Genomic DNA, 19,456 nt, shown 5'->3' on the forward strand with positions numbered 1-19,456 from the left:
TCACCCGCCGAACCGCCCCAGAACAACGACATGCGGGGCCGGCTCACGCACACGAACGAGACCCGCCGCAAAGGCATCGTCCTCGCCGCCATGACCAAGCTCAAGCAGGTCTGCAATCATCCCGCCCAGCTCCTCGGCGACGGCTCGCCCCTGCCCGGCCGCTCCGGCAAGCTCGAACGCCTCGAGGAAATCCTCGACGCCGCACTCGGCGCGGGGGAGAGCGTGTTGTGCTTCACGCAGTTCACGCGCTTCGGCTCGATGCTCGTGCCGCACCTCGCCGCGCGGTTCGGGGTCCCGGTGCGCTACCTGCACGGCGGCACCAGCCGGCGCGCCCGCGACGAGACGGTGGCCGCCTTTCAGGCCGACGAACAGCCGGGAATCTTCGTCCTGTCCCTCAAGGCCGGCGGCACCGGTCTCAACCTCACGGCCGCCAACCACGTCGTCCACGTCGACCGCTGGTGGAACCCGGCCACCGAGACCCAGGCCACCGACCGGGCCTTCCGCATCGGCCAGCGCCGCGACGTCCAGGTGCACACCCTCGTCTGCCTCGGCACCCTCGAGGAGCGCATCGACCAGCTGATCACCGGCAAGGGCGCCCTGGCCGAACGGGTCGTCGGCAACGGCGAGGGCTGGCTGACGACGCTGTCGACCGATGAGCTGTACGACCTGGCCCGCCTCGCCCCGGAGGCCGTCAGTGACTGACCGCACCTCCCCGCCGACCGCGCGTGTCCCCTCCGCGCCCGTCCCTCCCGCGCCCGTTTCTTCCGCGCCCGTGTCTTCCGCACTCCTCCCTCCCGCACTCCTCCCTTCCGCGCCCGTCTTCTTCGCGCCCGTCTCTTCCGCGCCCGTCTTCTTCGCGCCCGTCTCTTCCGCGCCTGTCTTCTCCGTGCGCGTCTCTTCCGTGCGTGTTTCCTTCGCGCCTGTTCCTCGCCTGCCTGTCTTCGCCGCGGGTGCGTTCTCAAGCCGGGGGAGGCGGTCGTGACCGAGTGGTTCTCAGGCCCGTTCGTGGCCATGTTCGAGGCGCTGCGCATGGCACCCACCTTCGCCAGGGGCCGGCGTGACGCACGAGCCGGGCACGTCCGCCACCTCTCGATCTCCAGCAGCCTCGTCGTCGCCCAGGTCCGCGGCCCCGACGACGCCCGCCCCTTCCGCGCCCGCATCGCCGTCCGCGCCTTCGGAGCCGCCGAGTGGGCCCGGGTCGAGGCGAACCTCGCCACCCAGGCGCGCTACACCGCCGACCTCCTGGCCGGCCGCATGCCGGCGGGCATCGAGAACGTCTTCCAGACCGAGGGCCTCACCCTGCTGCCGCTCTCCCTCGACGAAGTGGCCATGGACTGCACCTGCGAACGCTGGCCCATGCCGTGCATCCACCTGGCCGCCACGTGCTACGCGCTGGCCGAGTCGTTCGAGACCGACCCCTTCGGCGTCTTCGCCTGGCGCGGCCGCAGCCGCGAGGAACTGCTCACCCACCTCACCGAACTCCGCGTCCCCGCCGCCGAGCCCCCGCCGGCGCCCGCACCCCCCGCCGAAGCCACCCTCGGCGACTTCACCGACTTCTGGGGCTCCCCGGCGAGCAGCCCGCCCCCACCGGCGGCCACCCGCCCGGACCTGCTCCTCGACCAACTCGACGCACCGCCCCTGCGCTACGCCGGCCGCACCCTGCCCGACCTCCTGCGACCCGCCTACCTGGCCCTGCCGCCCCAACTCCCCGAGGACTGACTCGGGCAGCCGCGCCCCCTTGGCCCCGGGGCACGCGGCTCGCTCCCCGCGTCCCGCCACATCGGCTCCGCACCTGCCCACCGCATCCCGCCCGCCGCGACCCCGACCTTCACGTCTCGTCCCCCGAGCGCTTCATCTTGTCCCCGACGCTTCGTTCGATGCCCGAAGTCTTGTGCTCCGAGCGCTTCCTCCCGCGCCCGCGCCCCATGGTCCGCGCGCGACAGCATGCGCTGCTCCTCGTGTGCGCCCTGGCACTCTGGCTGCTCCTCGTTCGCGTGCCGGCAGTTCGGCCTGCTCCTCGTGCGCGCCCCGCAGCGTGTCCTGCTCCTCGTGCGCGCCAGGTGCATGGCCCTGTCCCTCGTGCGTCCAGCACGGGCGCGCCGGCCGGTACCGGGTCACCGACGGCGGTCGGAGGTCAGGGCAGGCGCCACTGCTGGTTCGCCCCGCCCATGCAGCGGTCGAGCCGGACGCCCGCGCCCTGCTGCGAACCGTTCGACCGATCCGTCAGGCACTCGTTCGAGTTCGCGTTCACCAGCGTGCCGCCCGCTCCGATCTGCCACCGGGCCGCCGAACGCCGCTGCTCGCAGTCGTCGATGCGCACCTCGTCGTCGCGCGCCGCCTGTGCGCACTTGCCCGTGACCCGCAGCGTGCCGTCGGTGCTGACCGTCCACAGCTGCGCGGCCGTGCCGTTGCAACCGAACACCTGCACATGATTGCCGTCCACCGACACGCCACCGTTGAGATCGAGGCACAGCCCACCCGGCCCGACGATCGTCCCCGTACGGTCAGCCGGCGCCAGACTCGGCACCGCCGGCGCGCTCGATGCCCCCGGCGTGGCCGCCCTGCTCGTCGGCGCGCTGGCCGGGACGTTCCCCGCCGGGGCAGACGCGGACGAGGCCGGTCGACGCGTGGCCGTACCCGTCGGGTCACTCCGCCCGTCGCCCGCCACCGTGGTGCCGGGGTCGGCTCCCGCCCGGGCCGTGGTCGACACGCCGGACGCGGACGGCGCGCCGGAGGTCGCCCGGGACCACGGCGGCAGGCTGACATCCGTGTACGCCCGGGGCGTGCCCGGCTCCTCGCTCCGCAACACCGCGCCGAGCCCGACCAGCCCGGCCGCGACGACGACCGCGGCCGCCAGCGCCCCGAGCGCGAGCACCCGGCGGCGGCGCGGAGCCCGGACCGGCTTGGCCCCGATCGTAGGAAGCGGCACCGTCGGATCGGCGACCGGTGCGGGCGGCGGCGAGGGCCAGGTGGCAGCGGACGACCGTGGCGCCTCGTCCAGCACGTACGGCCGGACGAGCAACGGATCCCCGTCGCCGTCCGCAACCCCGCGCGTGTCGTCGTCCTGCTGCGTCATTCCTGCCCTTCGCCCCGCGCCGGTCCACAGCCCCGTCCGGCCGGAGCCCTGCCCGCCCGTCCCGGCTGGCCGATGCCCTGCCCGCCCGGTCCACTCGCCGGCCTATGCCCTGCCCACCCGACCCGGCTGGCCGATGCCCGCCCGGCTGTCACTCCGGCCATCGCCCGTCCACTCGCCGGCCGCGCGCGCCCGAAAGCCGTCCCGCAAGCCCGCGGTCGTGTGCCACCCGCGGTCCTGTGGTCATGGCCTCCCGGCGCCCGGCGGTCACGTGCCGTCGAGCGTCCGGTGGTCGCGTGCCGTCCGGCACTCCTGCGGACGGTACCGGTTCCGCGTCCGGCCCGAAGCCGTCCGAACGTTCATGATCTTAGGACTGCTTTAACCATCAACTAACTCCGGTTTAGGTGTCCACACCGGAAAGTCACCGGCATGTCGAAACTCCGCTCCTTGAGCGTCGCAGCCGCCCTGCTCGCCGCCGTCCCGCTGGTCGCGATCACCGCACCGACCGCCGCCTCCGCGGCCAGCTCCAAGTTCTGTGACGGCGGCAGCTACACGGTGCTGGGCAAGACCGGCACCAAGGACCGCTTCCGGGGCACGGTCGCGGCGCCCGCGGCCCGCTTCGCTGTGCAGGGCAAGTACACCAAGTTCACGATCGATCCGGCCTCCTTCGCCATCTACGACTACGCCTTCACCGGCGCCGCCAACCGGGGCGACATGACCGGCGGGCGGCCCACCCCCGTCTACGCGAGCAAGGTGCCCGACCACCGCGGCCTGTCCCTTGCCGGCTCGATCAGCCTCGAACTGCGCGACGAGGACATGACCATCTCCCGCACGGGCCCGGCCGGCCTGAGCATGAAGATCCAGGCCAAGGACTGCGCCCAGGGCGGCATCTTCCAGATGGAGGTCGAGCGCGGCGACGGCACCCGGACCCGCATCGTGCACACGCTCGCGGACTCCACCTTCTACTACGACAACCCGAACTTCCGCGCGAACCTGGGCCAGTTCCTCGGCTCCGGCTGCACCAGCCCGGCGACCGGCCCGGCCGGGGACGCCTGCGTCCGGGTCAGCCCCCGGGTCAACATCGGCAGCGACACCGCCCCGAAGCTGATCCTGCGCGACAGCGCCCAGGTGGCCACCCGCATCCCCCAGGCGTCCTGCGGCCCGGACTTCACCAACACCCTCGGCCTCTCCGAGACCCGCGACCACTGCGGCGCCACGAGCATCTGGGACGTGGCCTCGGGCGGCCGGCTGGGCATGGTCACGGGCGAGGACGCCACGGAGGTCGCCAACCCGCCGACCAACTGCACCGAGGACTGCGAAGCCGGCAACCAGGTCCGTGGGGAACTCGCGGTGCTCGGCTTCCCCGCCCCCGTCCCGGCCGCCTCCCGGCTCACGCCGCGCACCTCGCCCGACGGCCTGACCGCCCCGCTCACCGCGCCCTGACCGCTCGCCGCGCCCAGCGCTGACAATCCGGAAGCACTCCTCCGGTGGCTCGCCGTCCCCAATGACGACGAGCCACCCCAGCGTTCCCGGCGCCGCCGGGCTGCTCGCCTTCGCCGGCCACCGCAGCGTTCCCGGCGCCGCCCGGCTGCTCGCCTTCGCGGGCACCGAACACGCCGAGCCCGGCCTCACATCGCGCATCCACGGCTTAGCCCCGACGGCCGCTACTTCCAGAAGGGCTTCCGCCGCCGCTTCTCCGGCGACTTGGGCGCCCCCGGAGGCTGCGGCACCCCGGTAGACGGCGGCCCCGCAGGCGGCTGTGGCACCCCGGTAGACGGCGGCTCCGCAGGCGGCTGTGGCACCCAGGTCGACGGCGGCTCGGCAGGCGGTTGCGGAACTCCGGTCGAAGGCGGCCCAGCGGGTGGCTGCGGCACTCCAGAGACAGCGGCCGCCACGAACTCGTCCAGCTTCGCCAGGACGCTCCGCCAGGCCGCTGGCATGTCGCGCAGGTCGGCGATCGTCTCCAGCGCAGCCCGCAGCGGGGCCACCCCCGGATCGGTCCGCCCGGTCAGCAGGGCACTCAACCGGGTGGCGAGATCGGCGAGCATGATGCGCCGCTCCGCCACAGGCCGCGCTCCGGCCGCGCGCAGCCGCTCGGCCTCGGTCCGGACGATGGCCACGAGGTCGTGCAGCGGATCCGCCACAGGTGTGGGCCGAGGCGGCCCGGCCGGCTGCCACGGCGCGTTGCCGAGGCCGTCGTAGGGCGTGGGAGCGGCCGCCCCGCTCACATCGGGTGGACTCGCCGCCTCCGCGGCACCCGCACCGGATGTGGAAGCGCTCGCCGCCACATCCTCCGTGGCACCCGCGAGCGGCGCGCCCCCCGCTGAGGCCCCTGTAACCGGCGCAGCGGGCGGCGGACCACCTGCGACCGGGCCACCCGCGACCGGAGCGTCCGCGGCTCCCGGCATGCGCGGCGAGCGTGCCGGGCTCGGTCGGCCGGCGCCACCGGTGCGCCCCCGAGCCAGCTGCGGACCCTTGGCCCGCAGCATCGGCGCTCCCGCCGGGGCGGGCGGCATCGCGCTCAGGAAGGTCGTCGCCCCGAACCCGGCCGCGCGACCCATGACCGGCGCGGGCTCGTCGAACATCGCCCAGCCCGACGGCGCGTCGACCGGCTGAGTCACCTTCTTGACCTTGCCGCCCTCGTTGACGATGCGGCTGTCCACCGCCACGTACGCGGTGAAGCGCGAAAGCACCCCCTGCGCCAGGGAAACCCGGAGAATCTCGGGCTCGACGCTGTGGTCTCCCGCCGCGTACGCGTCCTCGAGCTCGCGGATGCGCCCGCGGGCCCACTGGGCGGCGATCGCGGGCTCGTCGCTGGTCCGGACCGGCACCTCGATCCGGAACTCCTCCTCGTCGGGCGTGAGCCCGCGCACGGTCAGCGCGGCCGGCACCGCGCCCGTGTGGTGGCCGAAGAGCACCAGCGGCACGCCCGGGTAGAGCGACTGAGGCCGGCCCGGCGCGACGCCGTCGACGGTGATGCCGGTGACGAGCGGCGAGCTGATGCGCTGGTGGATCTGGTCCATCGCCTCGTCGAGCCGGTCCTCGCTCTCGACCAGCTCACAGCGCCCCGCACCGATCGCGGCGAGGCGGCCGAGGAATCCGGCGTTGACCGCCCGGTCGATGCCGACGGCGTGGATGCGGATGCCGGCGGCGAGCGTGGTCACCTCGCCGAGGATGTGGTCCTCGTTGCCGACCTGGCCGTCGGTGACCAGCACGAGCACCCGGTCGCGCCCCTCGGTGGCGCTGAGGAGCTGCAGCCCCGAGCGCAGGGGAGCCAGCAGCTCCGTGCCGCCGCGGGCATTGACCCCGGCCAGGTGCTCGATCGCCCGGAAGCGGTGCCGGTCGGTGGCCTCGGACAGGCCGGTGCCCAGCTCCGCGGGATGGTCCACACTGTGGTCGAACGTCAGCACCGCGAACCGGTCCGCTGCCGTGAGCGTGTCCACGACGCGGGCCGCGGCGCGGCGGGCGGCCACCATCTTCCAACCGGCCATGCTGCCCGAGCGGTCGAGCAGCAGGACCACGTCCTTGGGGCGGGGCGGCGCGCTGCCGGCGGCCGGGGGCAGGACCACCAGCTGGTACGCCGAAGCGTCGCCCGCCGGCGCGAACACGGCCCCGCTGCCGTCCCCCGCGAACGGCAGGCGCAGCACGAAGTCGCGGTCGGCGCGGTCGCCGGGCGTGATCTCGATGCGGTTGCCCTCGGTGACGACGGTGTGCAGGCTGGATCGCACCTCGCCGAGCGGCAGGCCGGCCGTGTCGATGTCGACGCCGATCGAGAGCCGCAACGGGTTGGGGAAGCCGGGCAGCAGCACGGGCGGCGTGATGCGGGACGCGTCGGGCACCACGTCGGTGTCCAGCGCCTGGCCGTCGCCGCTCTGCTCGCCGGGCAGCGGCGTGCCGGGGATGTAACGTGGCGCCACCACGAGCGGGAATCGGAAGGTCGCCGCGTCGTCCTCCCAGGCCAGCGGGGTGACCATGGTCAGCTCGACGGCGACGCGCTCGCCGGGCGGGATGTTGCCGGCGCGCATCGTGAAGACGTCCGGCCGGTCCTCCTCCGCGATGGCGGCGCGCTTGCCCTCCCGGAGCGCCTGGTCGTACGTCTCCCGGGCCTCGCCGCGCTCGCGCAGCTCCGCCTCGACGGTGCGGCCGTCGGCGGAGAGGGTCATCCGCGTGACCGCGGCCCTGTCCGGCAGCGGAAAGACATACGTCGCCTCCAGCGCGGTGTCGTGCGCGTTGACGAACTCGGTGGTGACGACGGTGCGGGCGACCAGGCCCGTGATCGTGGCCTGGACGTCGAGCCGGTCGAGGGGGAGGTTGCCGCGGTCGGTGCGCAGGGCGCCCAGGCCGCCGTCGGGCAGGCTGTGGAGCCGGTCGGCCTCGGCCGGCGCCATCGGGGTGACGGAAAGGGTCATGCGGGGCTCCCATCATTGAGCAGTCCACGTGCGGCGAGCAGAGTCATCAGGGGCTGGGCAGCGTCGGCGATCGCCTCCAGGTCGGGTGTGCCGGGGCGAGCGGGGAGGACCAGGATGGCCCCGCCGCCCAGCGCGATGCCACCGAGCTCGCGCAAGCCTGTGGATAACTCCGGTGACACGGGTGCCGGCGGGGTGGGAGGCGCGGGCGGCGGCGGGAGGGCGGCCGGCGTGGCGGCCCAGAAACGCGGGCGAGCCGAGGCGGTGTCCACCGCCGACGCTGTGCCGTCCAGCAGGGACTCCGGCACGCGGGCCGCGGCGGTGAGGTCCTCGTCGGTGGCCCCGGCCAGCTCCGCCTGGATCTCCGCGAGCGAGCGGCCCTCCGCCTGCCGGCGCTTCACCGCGACGATCTGCAACAGGTGCCGCGGCCCGTAGAGAGCGTTGCGACCGCGCATGCCGGAGGGGCGGTCGACCAGGCCGGTCGTCGTGTACCACCGGACGGCCCGGCGGTCGGGCAGCTCGCGGACCCGGCCGTTGGGCGCCCCGGGGTATTCAGCCGCGAGGGCCCGGTGCACCCGGGTCAGAAGCTCGTCCATCGTCCACACGCCGACCATGATGACACTGTCAATGTGACACTGTCAACGTGTGGAGAGCGGGCCGGGGCGATCTTCGACGCGCTAGCCTGCGGTGGTGACGACTTTTTCCGCTGAGCACCAAGCCCTTCTCGACTCCGTTCCCGCCGGTGCGGGGGCGCGCATCGAGGAGGAGACCGTCGACTACGACCACGAGGGCACGCCGCTCGAGGGCTACTTCACGCACGACGCCGCGATCACCGACCCCAAGCCGCTCGTCCTCGTCGTGCACGACTGGACCGGCCTGCGGGAGTATCCGAAGGCCCGCGCCCAGATGCTGGCCCGGCTCGGTTACGCGGCGTTCGCCGTGGACGTCTACGGCAAGGGCATCCGGCCCGAGGGGGAGGAAGCCCCGGCCGCCGAGGCCGGTAAGTACTACGGCGATCTGCCGCTGCTGCGCGCCCGCGTCCAGGCCGGCTACGACAAGGCGATCGCCGACCCGCGCGTCGACGCCTCACGTGTGGTCGTCATCGGCTACTGCTTCGGTGGCTCCGCGGCGCTGGAGTTCGCCCGCACCGGGGCAGACCTGCGCGGTGTGGCCTCGTTCCACGGCGCCCTCGTCGTGCACGACCCGAGCGACGCCAAGCAGATCAAGGCGCCCCTGCTGATCCTCACCGGCGCCGCCGACCCCGTGGTGCCCGACGACAACGTCATCGCCTTCGAGAACGAGTTGCGCGCCGCGGACGTCGACTTCGAGGTCGTCACCTACTCGGGGGCGCCGCACGCCTTCACGCTGCCCGGCATCCCGCCCTACCGCCCGAAGGCCGACGCGCGCAGCTGGCAGCGGCTCACCGGCTTCCTGACCGAGGTCTTCGCGTAGCGGTGAAGCTGGTCAGCCTGTCGCACGTGCTCGACCCCGCCACGGTCAGCCTCTACCCGGGTGATCCGCCCGTCGAGGTGACGACCGTGGCGGACGACGGCTTCCTGCTGCGCATGATCAGCATGGGGGAGCACACGGGGACGCACTGGGGCGCGCCCGGCCACTTCACGCCGGGTGCCGCCCTGGCCGACGACCTCGACGTGACCGACCTGTGCCGGCCCGCCGTGAAGATCGACGTTCGGGACCGGTGCGCCGCCGACCCCGATCACGCGGTGACCGCCGCGGACCTGCGAGCCTGGGAAGCCGGCCACGGCCGCATCCCGGACGAGTCGGTGGTGGTGCTCTGGACCGGCTGGGACCGGCGATGGGGGACCGACGCCTACTACGCGCGCGATGACGCCGGCGTCATGCACCAGCCCGGCTTCGCCCCGGACGCGGTGCAATGGCTGATCGAGACCGGTCGCCTCGGCCGCCGCGGTGGCACGGGCACCGACACGTTCAGCCCGGACCGCGGGGTCGACGACAGCTTCGCGGTCTCCCGGCTCGTCTACCGGGAGCATCGCATCAGCCTGGAGTGCCTGGCCAACCTGGGGGCGCTGCCCGAGACCGGCGCGCATGTCCTGTGTGGCGGTCAGATCGTCCGCGGCGGCACGGGCTCACCGGCCCTGATCTACGCCCTGCTACCGCCGCCCTGAGCCGACCGCCGGAACCCGCCGTGCCGCCCACGACCAGCCGGAACCCGCCGTGTCGTCCACCACCGCCCACGATCGCCGAACTCCGCCGTGTCGTTCACCGCTGCCCATGATCGCCGAGCTCCGCCGTGTCGTTCACTGCTGCCCACGATCGCCGAACTCAGCCGTGCCAATTTAGCGCCGCCCACGACCGCCGGGACCGCCGTGTCATTTAGCGCCGGCCAACGAGCGGTGGGGCGATGGAGACTGCTTCCGTGCTTATCTGGCCCGCGCCCGCCTTCTCCGGCCCGTGGGCCCGGGGGCAGTGTCAGATCCGCAGCGCTGGGGAAGCCGGGTGCGCGATGATCGGAGCGCCCGTGAGACACCGGGAGAACCGAAGTGCGGCGCGGCTTACGATCCGCCCGGCTGGACGACGCCGTTCACGGTCAGGGTGTAGGGCGCGTACTGGTCCACCTGCTCCGTCGGCTCGTCGTAGCCCACGATTGCGACCACCTTCGGATAGTCCCGCAGCTCCCCGAAGCGCGCGACCGGCACCTGGCGTACTCGGCGCTGGGCCGCGTCGATCCCGATCAGCCGCACGTCCCACGCGTGCACCTCGACCGGCACGATCTGCGTCGGCGACCGGAAGCCCCGTAGCGTCGAGCCTTCGGTGACCACCCGGCCACCGAGCGTTACCTCGTCGATGTACCAGCCACCCTCGTCCACCGCGGCATCGCTCACGTACCGGAAACCGAGCAGAATGCTGCGCCCGGCCCACGCGGAGAGGTCGTAAGTGAGCTCGACCAGGCCGCCGCTGTCACCGGTCACGCCCGGCCCGAGCGGCCCCGTCTCGGTGCGGTCCCCGGCGACGGAGGTGTACGTGCGGCCGCCGTCCACCGACACAGTCACGTATCCGTAGTCGTAGCCGAGCTCGGCGCCGTACCGGGAGCGCAGCTGCAGTGTCGGGTTGGAAGCGGGCACGTCCACGGGCAGGATCGCCGCGGTGTCGCGCTTGTTGCCGTCGCCGGACCACAGGGCGCCGTCGCGCACGGTCCACCCCAGCGGCACCGGGGGCAGCGTCGACGCGCCGGTGAACCGTACCGATCGCAGCTCGGAGCCCTGCCACCCGCGGCCGCGAGCGTCGCGCAGGCGCACATAGTCGGCGCCGTTGGGCGCCGCACCCGGCCGGGCGTAGGCGGCCGGGTTGTCCAGGTTGACGGTCGCGCGCAGGCTCTCCGCGACGACATTTCCCCGGGGTACGCCCACCGTGGCGCCTCCCGCGTCACCGGCGACCTTGTCCACGAGGATCATCGTGCGGAAGTCGTGCAGAACGTCATACAGATCGGTGTCGCCGAGCGCGGCGCGCACCCCGGCGAGTCCCTGGTGCTCGCCGTCGCGGTGCAGCCGGGAGAGCATGTCGGCGCCGAAGCGATCGCGCAGATACAGCATGAACTGGTATACGTGCCCGTAGTCGGCGAGCACCTCGGCAGGTTCGCCCTCGTCCCACAGGTTCAGCGAGCCCTGGGGGCCGCCGCACTCGCGCGGGTTCGCGTTGAAGACGGTGCGCACCACGGCGAACCCTTGGAAACACACGAGGTGAGCGTCCGAGCCCGGGTGGTGCACCGTGGCGCTCGCGTCGACGTATCCGACCAGCGTCTGCGCGTAGTCGGACAGCCCCTCGTTGACCCACGGCACCTCGTCCGGGTCCGTGTAGCTCTGCAGCAGGTGCTGCCACTCGTGCGCGAACGTCCCCTCGTACATCCGCGGCCGCGCGGGACGGCTCGTGCACAGGTCGTCGGTCGGCTCGTCGGGCGGGGTGGCGCCGCTGCGGTGCCGCCAGTCGTACGCGTCGATCGTCATCACGTTGCGGTCGACCAGCTCGTCGATCTGCGCCGAGAAGAACCCCGCCACGTACGTCGGAGAGGCCGGGAAGTCGAAGTAGTTGTCATCCCGCACGTTGTCGACGAGCGTCACCGTCCGGTCGCCGGCGCCCGTGAAGTCCCCGCCGAGCAGCGGATCCGTCCCGTCGCGGTCGCGCGGCGTGCTGAACGCGGCCGTCTCCTTCGGGTAGATCGTCTCGTCGAACTCGCGGACCAGGTCGGCGACCTGGGCGTCCGTGACCTCGGTCGACGCCCGTGGCCGGCAGTCGCCCGCCGGAAAGGAGGTGTCGTTGGCCACCCACACCTCGATGTGCTTTCCGACCGCCCGCAACGTGTAGTCCTTGCGGTAGAGATCGCCCTCGACGTCGTTCAGCCCCAGCCACTGCCGGACCGTGCCGACGGCTGGGGTGTCGGCGGCAGCCCTCGCCTTCTCGGCCCGCCGTCCGTACGGTGAGCCGCCCGGCCGGAGCCCGAGCCGGTCGGTGCCGAAGACCTTGTGCCGCGGCGCGCGGGTGTCGGCGAGCTGCTCCGTCGTGCCACCCGGCGAGTCCGTAGGTGACGATGGCGCCGCCGCGGCCGGACCGGCGGCCGGCGCGAACAGACCGAGCAGGAGAAGAGCAGCGAGGCAGGAGCGCACGACCTTCGACGCTACCCGCAGCGGACGCCCGGAAAGACCGTTACGCCGGCATTGGCCCCGCCCTACTCGAACAGCGAGTGATCGCGCCCCGCCGCACTCCGCGCCCGGGCCCGGCGGCGCAACTGGATCACCACCATGTCGCCGGCCGCCACCACCGCCCAGGCCACCAGCAGCCATCCGGGCACGGTCCAGCCATGCTGCAGCAGCAGCACGGCCAGCACCGAGCACACCACGAACCCGAACGCGGCGAAGATCAACCGCAGGTTCAGCGGACTGTAGGGCTCCTCGACGGTGCCGCGCCGTCCGCGTGGCTGCGCTCCGATCGGCATGCCCCCAGCCTACTGCTCGCCTCGCCGGTGACCGGCCCGGCGCCATCGCCGGACCGGTCGTGGTGCTCCCGGACATCGGTCAGGACACTTCCCTGCGAAGCGTCCGCAGCGTGCCGAGGACCAGTGGCACCAGCACCCAGATCGCGACGCTGACGCCGAGCCGGGCCCACTGACCGCTCGTCATCTCCGGCTCGCTCAACGGGGTCGCGGTGATGTTGAGGTCCGCCCACCCGGCCGCCGTCGAGAGCGGCTTGATCACCTCGCCGAGGATCGACCAGGCCGTCGGCAGCGCGAAGTAGAGGACGATCGCCAGCGGCGAGCTCATCAGCAACGCCCCGAAGCCCGCGCCCATGAGCAGGAAGATGACCTGGTTGAGCAGGAGCCGGCCGAGCTGGTCGGCGGTGATGTGCCAGCTGCCGTCGCCGCCGATGCCGATCGCGATCAGGTTGGCCAGCGCGGACAGGGCGACCGCGGCGACCACTGCCGCGATGGCGATCAGGACTCCGGCCAGCAGCTTCGCCGTGATCACCCGGCCGCGCTCGGGCACCAGCGTGAAGGTGGCCAGGGCCGTGCGCTGCGACCACTCGCTGGTCATCGACAGCACGCCCAGCACCGGCAGCAGCACGGTCGCCGGCGCCAGCCCGAAGCTGAGCAGGTCGAAGAAGCGCTGCTCCTCGGCCGGTGCCGCGCTCAGCAGGATCGCCGCGGTGCCGGCCGAGGCGACCCCGATGACGAGCAGCAGCCAGAAGCCGGAGCGTGTGTCGGCCAGTTTGCGCAGCTCCACCAGAGTGAGCCGGGTCATGGGAATCTTCGTGACGTGCTGCGCCGTGGCCGGTCCGCCCGGCTCCTCCGCCGCCTGCCGCCGGGTCTCCACCGCCGTCATCGCACGACCTCCTTCACCGTCTCACCCGCGGTCAGCGTCAGGAACATCTGCTCCAGCCCGCCGCTGTCCGCGGGCCGCAACTCCAGCAGGACGAGGCGGGCCTCCGCCGCCGCCCGTCCGATGACCTCCGCCTCGGCCTGCACGACGACGCCCCCGTCGGCCGTCTCCGTCCCGGTCAGGCCGGCGCGCTCGAGCGTGGCGCGCAACGCGGGCATGTCCAGCGCGCGCACGACTGTGCCCGAGGCGGCCAGCAGCTCCGCCTTCCCGCCCTGCGCGACGATGCGGCCGCCGCCGATCACGACCAACCTGTCGGCGACCGCCTCGACCTCGCGCAGCAGGTGGGAGGAGAGCAGCACGGTGCCCCCACGGTCCGCGAAGTCACGCAGCAGGCCGCGCATCCAGAAGATGCCCTCGGGGTCGAGCCCGTTGGCCGGCTCGTCGAGGATGAGGATGCCGGGGTCGCCGAGCAGCGCATAGGCCAGGCCCAGCCGCTGGCGCATGCCGAGCGAGTAGGCCTTGACCCGGCGCTTCGCGGCCGTCTTGTTGAGACCCACGCGCTCCAGGCTGGCGTCGACCTGCTGCCGCGGCACGCCCATGGTGAGTGCGGCCAAGGTCAACACCTCCCTTCCCGTACGCCCGGGATGTTGCGCGGACGCGTCGAGCAGCACCCCGATCCGCCGCCCGGGGTTGCCGAGACGGCGGTAGGCCCGGTCGTCGATCGTGGCCCGGCCGGAGGTGGGCGGCGTGAGGCCACAGATCATGCGCATGGTGGTGGACTTGCCCGCCCCGTTGGGACCCAGGAAGCCCGTGACCGTGCCGGGCTCGCACGTGAACGACACGTCGTCCACGGCCGGGTGGGACCCGTACCGCTTGCTCAGGTGCTCTGCCGAAATCATGGGTCGAGCCTGCCTCGGTGCGGGGTCCTCGCGCAGCGGCCTTTGGTTGGTGTCCGACCCCCTCCTTGGTAGAGGGTGATGGTCACTTTGGTAGATGGCCGCACCTACTTTGGTCGGTGTTCGCGCCGGGAGAGCCGACCTACCATGGCGGCCATGGGGGAAGCAGCGGCCGGACCGCTTCGGAGACGCACTGACGAATACAGTGTGCTGCTGCCGCCGGCCCTGCGGGACAAGCCGGCGGCGGGGCTGCCCACGCGCACCATGCGTGACTGGCTGGTCGACACGCTCTGCTTCGTGCTGGCCCTCGGCTGGGCCGTCGTCGCCGCGATCGACATGCTGCGGCCCCGGCCGGAGCTCGTGCAGCAGTGGATCGGCACACCACCCTGGCTGGTGTGGGCGGATCTGGCCGTGGGAGCGGCCTGCGCCGGCGCCCTGTGGTGGCGGCGGCGATGGCCGGTCGTCATCGGCGTGTCCATGCTCGTGCTGGGCACCTTCTCGGTGACCCTCGCCGTCGCCGGCCTGATCTCCATGCTGACCGTGGTGATCCATCGGCGTTTCGTCACGACGATCCTTTTCCTGGCCGGCGGCGTGACGTCGAACGCCATTTTCTATCTGGTACGCCCGGAGCGCGGCACGTCCTACGTGGAGTCCCTAGCGTGGGGCATCGGGGCGTCCAGCGTGCTGGTGCTGTGCGGGATGTTCATCCGGGCCCGCCGCGAGCTGGTCGTCTCCCTGCGCGACCGCGCGGAGCGGGCCGAGTCCGAGCAGCAGGCCCGGGTGGAGCGGGCGCGTGCTCTGGAGCGCAATCGCATCGCCCGCGAGATGCACGACGTGCTGGCCCACCGCATCACGCTGCTCAGCCTGCACGCCGGTGGCCTGGAGGTCGCCCAGGGCGGCGAGGTGAAGCCGGAGGTCACGGCCGCCGCGCGGGTCATCCGGAGCACCGCGCACGAGATCATGAACGATCTGCGCTTCGTCATCGGCGTGCTCCGCGAACCCGGCGATGGCAGCGGCGAGGAGCGGCCGCAGCCCACCCTCGGCGACCTTCCCGCCCTGGTCGACGAGTCGCGCCGCGCGGGCGCCAAGGTCGACCTGACGCTCGACGTGTCGGGCGCCGGCGAGGTGCCCGCAGGGGTGGGCCGGACGGCCTACCGGATCGTGCAGGAAGGTCTGACCAACGCCCGCAAGCACGCCCCCGGCACGGTGGTCAGCGTCGCCGTGACTGGGGCGCCGGCCGACGGCCTGACCGTACGGCTCCGCAACCCGGCGGCGGTCGGCCGGGCGGCGCCGGTCATCCCCGGCACGGGTACCGGTCTCATCGGACTGCAGGAGCGCGCCGAGCTCGCGGGCGGCAGCCTCCGCCACACCGGCGATCCGGCAGGTGGCTTCCTCCTGGAGGCTCACCTGCCGTGGGAACAGGCCACCTCATGAGCGGCCTCGGCGCGTCGGGCGGTTCTCGACCGGTCCGGGTGGCTGCGCGTGGGACTGCCGGCGGCGGCAAATGCGGAGGGCGGCGTCCTGCGGCAGTGGCCGGATGGCGGCAAGTGCGGGAGGGCGGCGTCGTGCGGCAGCGGCCGGGTGGCGCAGATGTAGGCGGGCGGCGTCGTGCGGCAGCGGCCGGATGGCGGCAAGTGCGGGAGGGCGGCGTGGTGCGGCAGCGGCCGGGTGGCGCGGATGTGGGAGGGCGGCGTCGTGCGGTAGGGGCTGGGTGGCGGCAAGTGCGGGTCGGCGGGGTCGTGCGGCAAGGGCCGGGTGCCGGCGGTGGGGTTGATGGGCGGAGAGCGAAGGTGCGGGGGCGGACGTGAGTGAGGAGCGGGAGGGGCCGGACGGCGGCCGGGGCGGCGGGGCCGGGCCGGGGCGGGCGATCCGGGTGGTGATCGCGGATGACGATGCGTTGGTGCGGGCCGGGCTCAGCATGATTCTGTCGGGCGCCGCGGACGTTGAGGTGGTCGGGGAGGCCGCGGACGGGTCGGAGGTGCCGGACGCGGTGGCGGCGCACCGGCCGGACGTGGTGCTGATGGACATTCGGATGCCTCGGGTGGACGGGCTGGTGGCGACGCAGACGCTGCGGGCCCGGGCCGGGGCGCCGGAGGTGATTGTGCTGACCACGTTCGACGTGGACGAGTATGTGCTGCGGGCGCTGCGGGCCGGGGCGAGCGGGTTCCTGCTCAAGGACACGCCGCCGGCCGACATCGTGACCGCGGTGCGACGGGTGGCCGCGGGCGAGGCGATGCTGTCCCCGACCGTGACGCGGCGGCTGATCACCCACCTGACCGATCCCGCCCCGGCACGCCGGCAGGCGCTCGCGGCGCTCGACGGGCTCAGCGACCGGGAGAAGGAGGTGGCGCTCGCCGTCGGGCAGGGCAAGTCGAACGCCGAGATCTCCGCCGAGCTGTTCATGAGCGTGGCGACCGTGAAGGCGCACGTGTCCCGGCTGCTCGACAAGCTGGGGCTCAACAACCGCGTGCAGATCGCGCTGCTGGTGCATGACGCCGGCCTCGCTTGAGCGGCTTCGCCCCGGCTTGGCTTGTGCGGCTTGGCCTCGGCTTGGCTTGTGCGGCTTCGTCTCGGCTTGGCTTGTGCGGCTTGGCCTCGGCTTGGCTTGTGCGGCTTCGTCTCGGCTTGGCTTGTGCGGCTTGGCCTCGGCTTGGCTTGAGCGGTTTCGCCCGGCTTGGCTCGGGTTTCGAGCTGGAGCTGGGTGGGGCGCTCGGCCTTGGGAGGCGTGACCAGCGTTCGGCCCCCGAAGCGGAGAACGGGAACAGAAACAGAAACAGAAACAGAAACAGAAACAGAAACAGGACACAGGGAGGGCGGGGAGCAGGGCGCGGGGAGACGGCACGAGCCGCCCGGCACACCTGCCGGGCGGCTCGTGGAGTAGAGCGGTGGTGAGGCGAAGGCAGAACAGGGCGAAGCTAGGCAGAACAGGGCGAAGCGGGGTGGAGCAGGGTGAAGCGAGGGACGAGCAGCGCTCAGCGTGGCGACCTCAGTGAGGGCGAAGCGAGGGAAGAGCAGGTTGAGCGGGGCTGAGCGAGGGTGAAGCAGGGGCGGAGCAGGGGTAGGGCGAGGTAGAGCGAGGAGGGGACAGGGTCAGCGGATTGCGACGTTGAAGAGCTTGTCGGCGGCGAGGGACTTGAAGGCGGCCAGGTTGGCGGGGGTGCTGTTGATGCTGATGTCGCGGTCGCCCTCGTCGTCCTTGGCGGTGTCGAAGTAGACGATGGCCTTGATGTTGGGGCGCTTCTTCAGCTCGGGGAGGACGCTCTTGAAGCCGGCGGTCTTGTCGGTGACCTTGTTGACGCGGTGGTAGACGCCCCACTCGGCGACCATGATGGGCTTCGAGGCGTGCTTGGTGGTGGCCCAGTCGTACCAGCCCTGGCCGCCGCCGGTCGGCTGGCGGTCGAGCAGGTCGCCGAACATGCCGTAGTGGTAGTAGCCCTTCTCGGCGGAGACGTAGGAGTCGAGGCCCATCCAGTCGACGATGTCGTCGCCCGGGTAGAGGTCCTTCCACCAGGACTGGGCCATCCACTTCTCGTTGCCCATGTAGGCGAGGACGTTGATCGCGTTGGTGACGCCCTTGGCGCGCAGACGCTCGATGGTGTGGCGGTACATGGCGGCGAAGTCCTTGGCCTCCCAGCCGGAGCCGGCCTTGGCCACGACGTCGTTCTCGGGCTCGTGGTTGAGGACCAGGAAGAACTTCTCCGGGAAGCCGGCCTTGACCCGCGCGGCGAAGGCGTCGATGCGCTTGTCCTGCTCGCCCTTGGCGACCTTGGCCCAGGTGGAGCCGTAGGCGATCTTCCAGTTCATCAGCAGGATGCGCGGGGACTTGGGGTCGCGGGCCATGGCGATCTCGCTCTTGAGCGGGAACGGCTCGTCGCCCTTGTGGTACGTGTGGAAGATCGACGCGGTCCGGCCGGACAGCTTCTCCCAGTCCTTCAGCGCCTGGTCACGCGGCGCGTCGGTGAAGCCGCCCGCGGCGGCACCCCAGAGCACCCCGCAGGAGGGTACGAGCAGCTTGCCCGTCGCGCACTCCGACGACACGGGCGGCGGCATGTCCTCGTCGTCGACGGCCGGCGGCACGGTCTCGTCCCCGGGCAGCACCGGCTCGGCGGCCGGAGCGGACGGCGGCGCGGCGGGCGAGGACGGCGACGCAGTGGGCGGCGTGGCGGGCGAGGACGGCGACGCAGTGGGCGGCGCGGTGGGCGAGGACGGCGACGCGGCGGGCGAGGACGGCGACGCGGCGGGCGAGGAGGGCAGCGGCGCGGGAGAAGAAGGAAGCGTGGACGGGGACTCGACAGGGGCCGGAGCGGCGGACGTGGAGATCAGGAGCGCCGGCGCGCCCGTGTTCTCGGCCGAGCGGAACCGGGTGACGGCGCTGGTCGCGGACGACTGCAGGGCGAAAGAGTACGTGCCCGGGCCGGTCACGGCCGAGCCGAGGTCGAACACGAGCTCCTTGGCGTCCACGCGCGGCGCCAGCGTGGCGACGGCGGCGCCGGGCTGCGGGGCCGACGACGAGGTCAGGGTCTTCTCCGACCAGGCCGTGTCGGCGACCCGGCTCAGCGTGAACTTGCCGACGACCTCGCCGATCGTGGTCAGGCGCAGGCGGGCGCCGGCGACGGACGTGCCCGCCGGGACGGCGAACTTGAGGAAGCCGATCTTCGTGTCCTTGTCGAGCCGGCCGACGGCCAGCTTCCCCTCGGCACCGAAGACGCCGTCCTTGCGGCCGCTGGACACGTACGTGTCGTCGGTCGCGGCCAGCTTCAGCTCGGGCCCGGTGTCCGCGCCGGCGGCCGGCGCGCTGCCGACCACGGTGCCCGCGCCGGCGGCCAGGGCGGCCAGGGCGGTGACGGACTTGGCAAGCTTCGAGCGACGCAATGTGTTCTCCCCCCGCTGTCCGGCCGGGTGTCGGCCGGGCATGAGGGAAACCATCCGGGCGTTCCGGTGCGGGTTCCGTGCCCGGCCGGGTGCGAGCCGGTTGCGGACGGCACCTTCGGCGGCACTTGAGGATTCCGGCGCTCGAACTCCGCCACGAAACCGGCAGATCGGTCGGCGAAAAGGAGTGTGCCGGCCCGCGGAAGGACTGCGGCAGCCAACCGGGGGAGGGCGGGGAGAAGCCGAGCAGATAATGATCGACAACGAGCCGGAGGAGAAGACACCCACGGCCGGAGAGACAGACCGGCCAGGAACAGGCACACGCGGCCGGAGAAATAGTCCGGCCAGGAAGAGACACATGCG

Annotated in this window: 15 protein-coding genes; 7 read left to right on the top strand and 8 right to left on the bottom strand. The window is 72.7% G+C overall.

Going from position 1 to position 19,456, the window contains the following annotated elements:
- Both RBH18_RS14395 and RBH18_RS14400 read left to right on the top strand, forming a co-directional pair.
- Positions 1 to 702 (top strand): DEAD/DEAH box helicase (locus RBH18_RS14395; RefSeq protein ID WP_306207818.1); only part of this gene is annotated, 702 nt, incomplete at its 5' end.
- 276 nt (positions 703 to 978) lie between these two features.
- Positions 979 to 1,719, top strand: a complete 741-nt coding sequence (locus RBH18_RS14400) for an SWIM zinc finger family protein (protein ID WP_306207819.1) — start codon at positions 979 to 981, stop codon at positions 1,717 to 1,719.
- 415 nt (positions 1,720 to 2,134) lie between these two features.
- On the opposite strand, the gene RBH18_RS14405 is transcribed toward RBH18_RS14400, so the two are convergent.
- A complete protein-coding gene (locus RBH18_RS14405) occupies positions 2,135 to 3,076 on the bottom strand; it encodes a ricin-type beta-trefoil lectin domain protein (protein ID WP_306207821.1) in 942 nt (313 codons plus the stop codon).
- 444 nt (positions 3,077 to 3,520) lie between these two features.
- On the opposite strand from RBH18_RS14405, the gene RBH18_RS14410 reads away from it, so the two are divergent.
- Complete coding sequence (locus RBH18_RS14410; protein WP_306207823.1) at positions 3,521 to 4,516, top strand: hypothetical protein; 996 nt, start codon at positions 3,521 to 3,523, stop codon at positions 4,514 to 4,516.
- Positions 4,517 to 4,737: 221 nt separating this feature from the next.
- Here RBH18_RS14410 and RBH18_RS14415 read toward each other — a convergent pair whose 3' ends face one another.
- On the bottom strand, positions 4,738 to 7,482 hold the full coding sequence (locus RBH18_RS14415) for a VIT domain-containing protein (protein WP_306207825.1): 2,745 nt from the start codon (positions 7,480 to 7,482) through the stop codon (positions 4,738 to 4,740).
- Positions 7,479 to 8,093: a MerR family transcriptional regulator gene (locus RBH18_RS14420; RefSeq protein WP_306207827.1), complete on the bottom strand. Its 615-nt coding sequence runs from the start codon at positions 8,091 to 8,093 to the stop codon at positions 7,479 to 7,481. The genes RBH18_RS14415 and RBH18_RS14420 overlap by 4 nt, the downstream gene beginning before the upstream one ends.
- Positions 8,094 to 8,169: 76 nt before the next feature.
- Here RBH18_RS14420 and RBH18_RS14425 point away from each other — a divergent pair, with 76 nt between their 5' ends.
- Both RBH18_RS14425 and RBH18_RS14430 read left to right on the top strand, forming a co-directional pair.
- Positions 8,170 to 8,931, top strand: a complete 762-nt coding sequence (locus RBH18_RS14425; RefSeq protein ID WP_306207829.1) for a dienelactone hydrolase family protein — start codon at positions 8,170 to 8,172, stop codon at positions 8,929 to 8,931.
- A gap of 2 nt (positions 8,932 to 8,933) precedes the next feature.
- On the top strand, positions 8,934 to 9,626 hold the full coding sequence (locus RBH18_RS14430) for a cyclase family protein (protein ID WP_306207831.1): 693 nt from the start codon (positions 8,934 to 8,936) through the stop codon (positions 9,624 to 9,626).
- Positions 9,627 to 10,013: 387 nt separating this feature from the next.
- On the opposite strand, the gene RBH18_RS14435 is transcribed toward RBH18_RS14430, so the two are convergent.
- From RBH18_RS14435 to RBH18_RS14450, 4 genes are all read right to left on the bottom strand, one after another.
- Positions 10,014 to 12,119, bottom strand: a complete 2,106-nt coding sequence (locus RBH18_RS14435; RefSeq protein WP_306207833.1) for a M6 family metallopeptidase — start codon at positions 12,117 to 12,119, stop codon at positions 10,014 to 10,016.
- Between the two features lie 62 nt (positions 12,120 to 12,181).
- Positions 12,182 to 12,448, bottom strand: a complete 267-nt coding sequence (locus tag RBH18_RS14440) for a hypothetical protein (protein ID WP_306207835.1) — start codon at positions 12,446 to 12,448, stop codon at positions 12,182 to 12,184.
- Positions 12,449 to 12,527: 79 nt separating this feature from the next.
- Positions 12,528 to 13,331: an ABC transporter permease subunit gene (locus RBH18_RS14445; protein WP_306207837.1), complete on the bottom strand. Its 804-nt coding sequence runs from the start codon at positions 13,329 to 13,331 to the stop codon at positions 12,528 to 12,530.
- Positions 13,328 to 14,227, bottom strand: coding sequence for an ABC transporter ATP-binding protein (locus RBH18_RS14450; RefSeq protein ID WP_306207839.1), 900 nt, complete (start codon positions 14,225 to 14,227; stop codon positions 13,328 to 13,330). Before RBH18_RS14450 ends, RBH18_RS14445 begins: the two co-directional genes overlap by 4 nt.
- A gap of 204 nt (positions 14,228 to 14,431) precedes the next feature.
- Here RBH18_RS14450 and RBH18_RS14455 point away from each other — a divergent pair, with 204 nt between their 5' ends.
- Both RBH18_RS14455 and RBH18_RS14460 read left to right on the top strand, forming a co-directional pair.
- Complete coding sequence (locus tag RBH18_RS14455) at positions 14,432 to 15,658, top strand: sensor histidine kinase (RefSeq protein ID WP_306207841.1); 1,227 nt, start codon at positions 14,432 to 14,434, stop codon at positions 15,656 to 15,658.
- A gap of 370 nt (positions 15,659 to 16,028) precedes the next feature.
- The gene (locus RBH18_RS14460) at positions 16,029 to 16,733 is read left to right on the top strand and encodes a response regulator transcription factor (protein ID WP_372338915.1); all 705 of its coding nucleotides are present in this window, start codon (positions 16,029 to 16,031) and stop codon (positions 16,731 to 16,733) included.
- A 581-nt stretch (positions 16,734 to 17,314) separates the two neighbouring features.
- On the opposite strand, the gene RBH18_RS14465 is transcribed toward RBH18_RS14460, so the two are convergent.
- Positions 17,315 to 19,096, bottom strand: a complete 1,782-nt coding sequence (locus tag RBH18_RS14465; protein WP_306207843.1) for a CBM96 family carbohydrate-binding protein — start codon at positions 19,094 to 19,096, stop codon at positions 17,315 to 17,317.
- Positions 19,097 to 19,456 lie beyond the last annotated feature (360 nt).

The organism is Actinoplanes oryzae, from assembly GCF_030757795.1.
Lineage (GTDB): Bacteria > Actinomycetota > Actinomycetes > Mycobacteriales > Micromonosporaceae > Actinoplanes.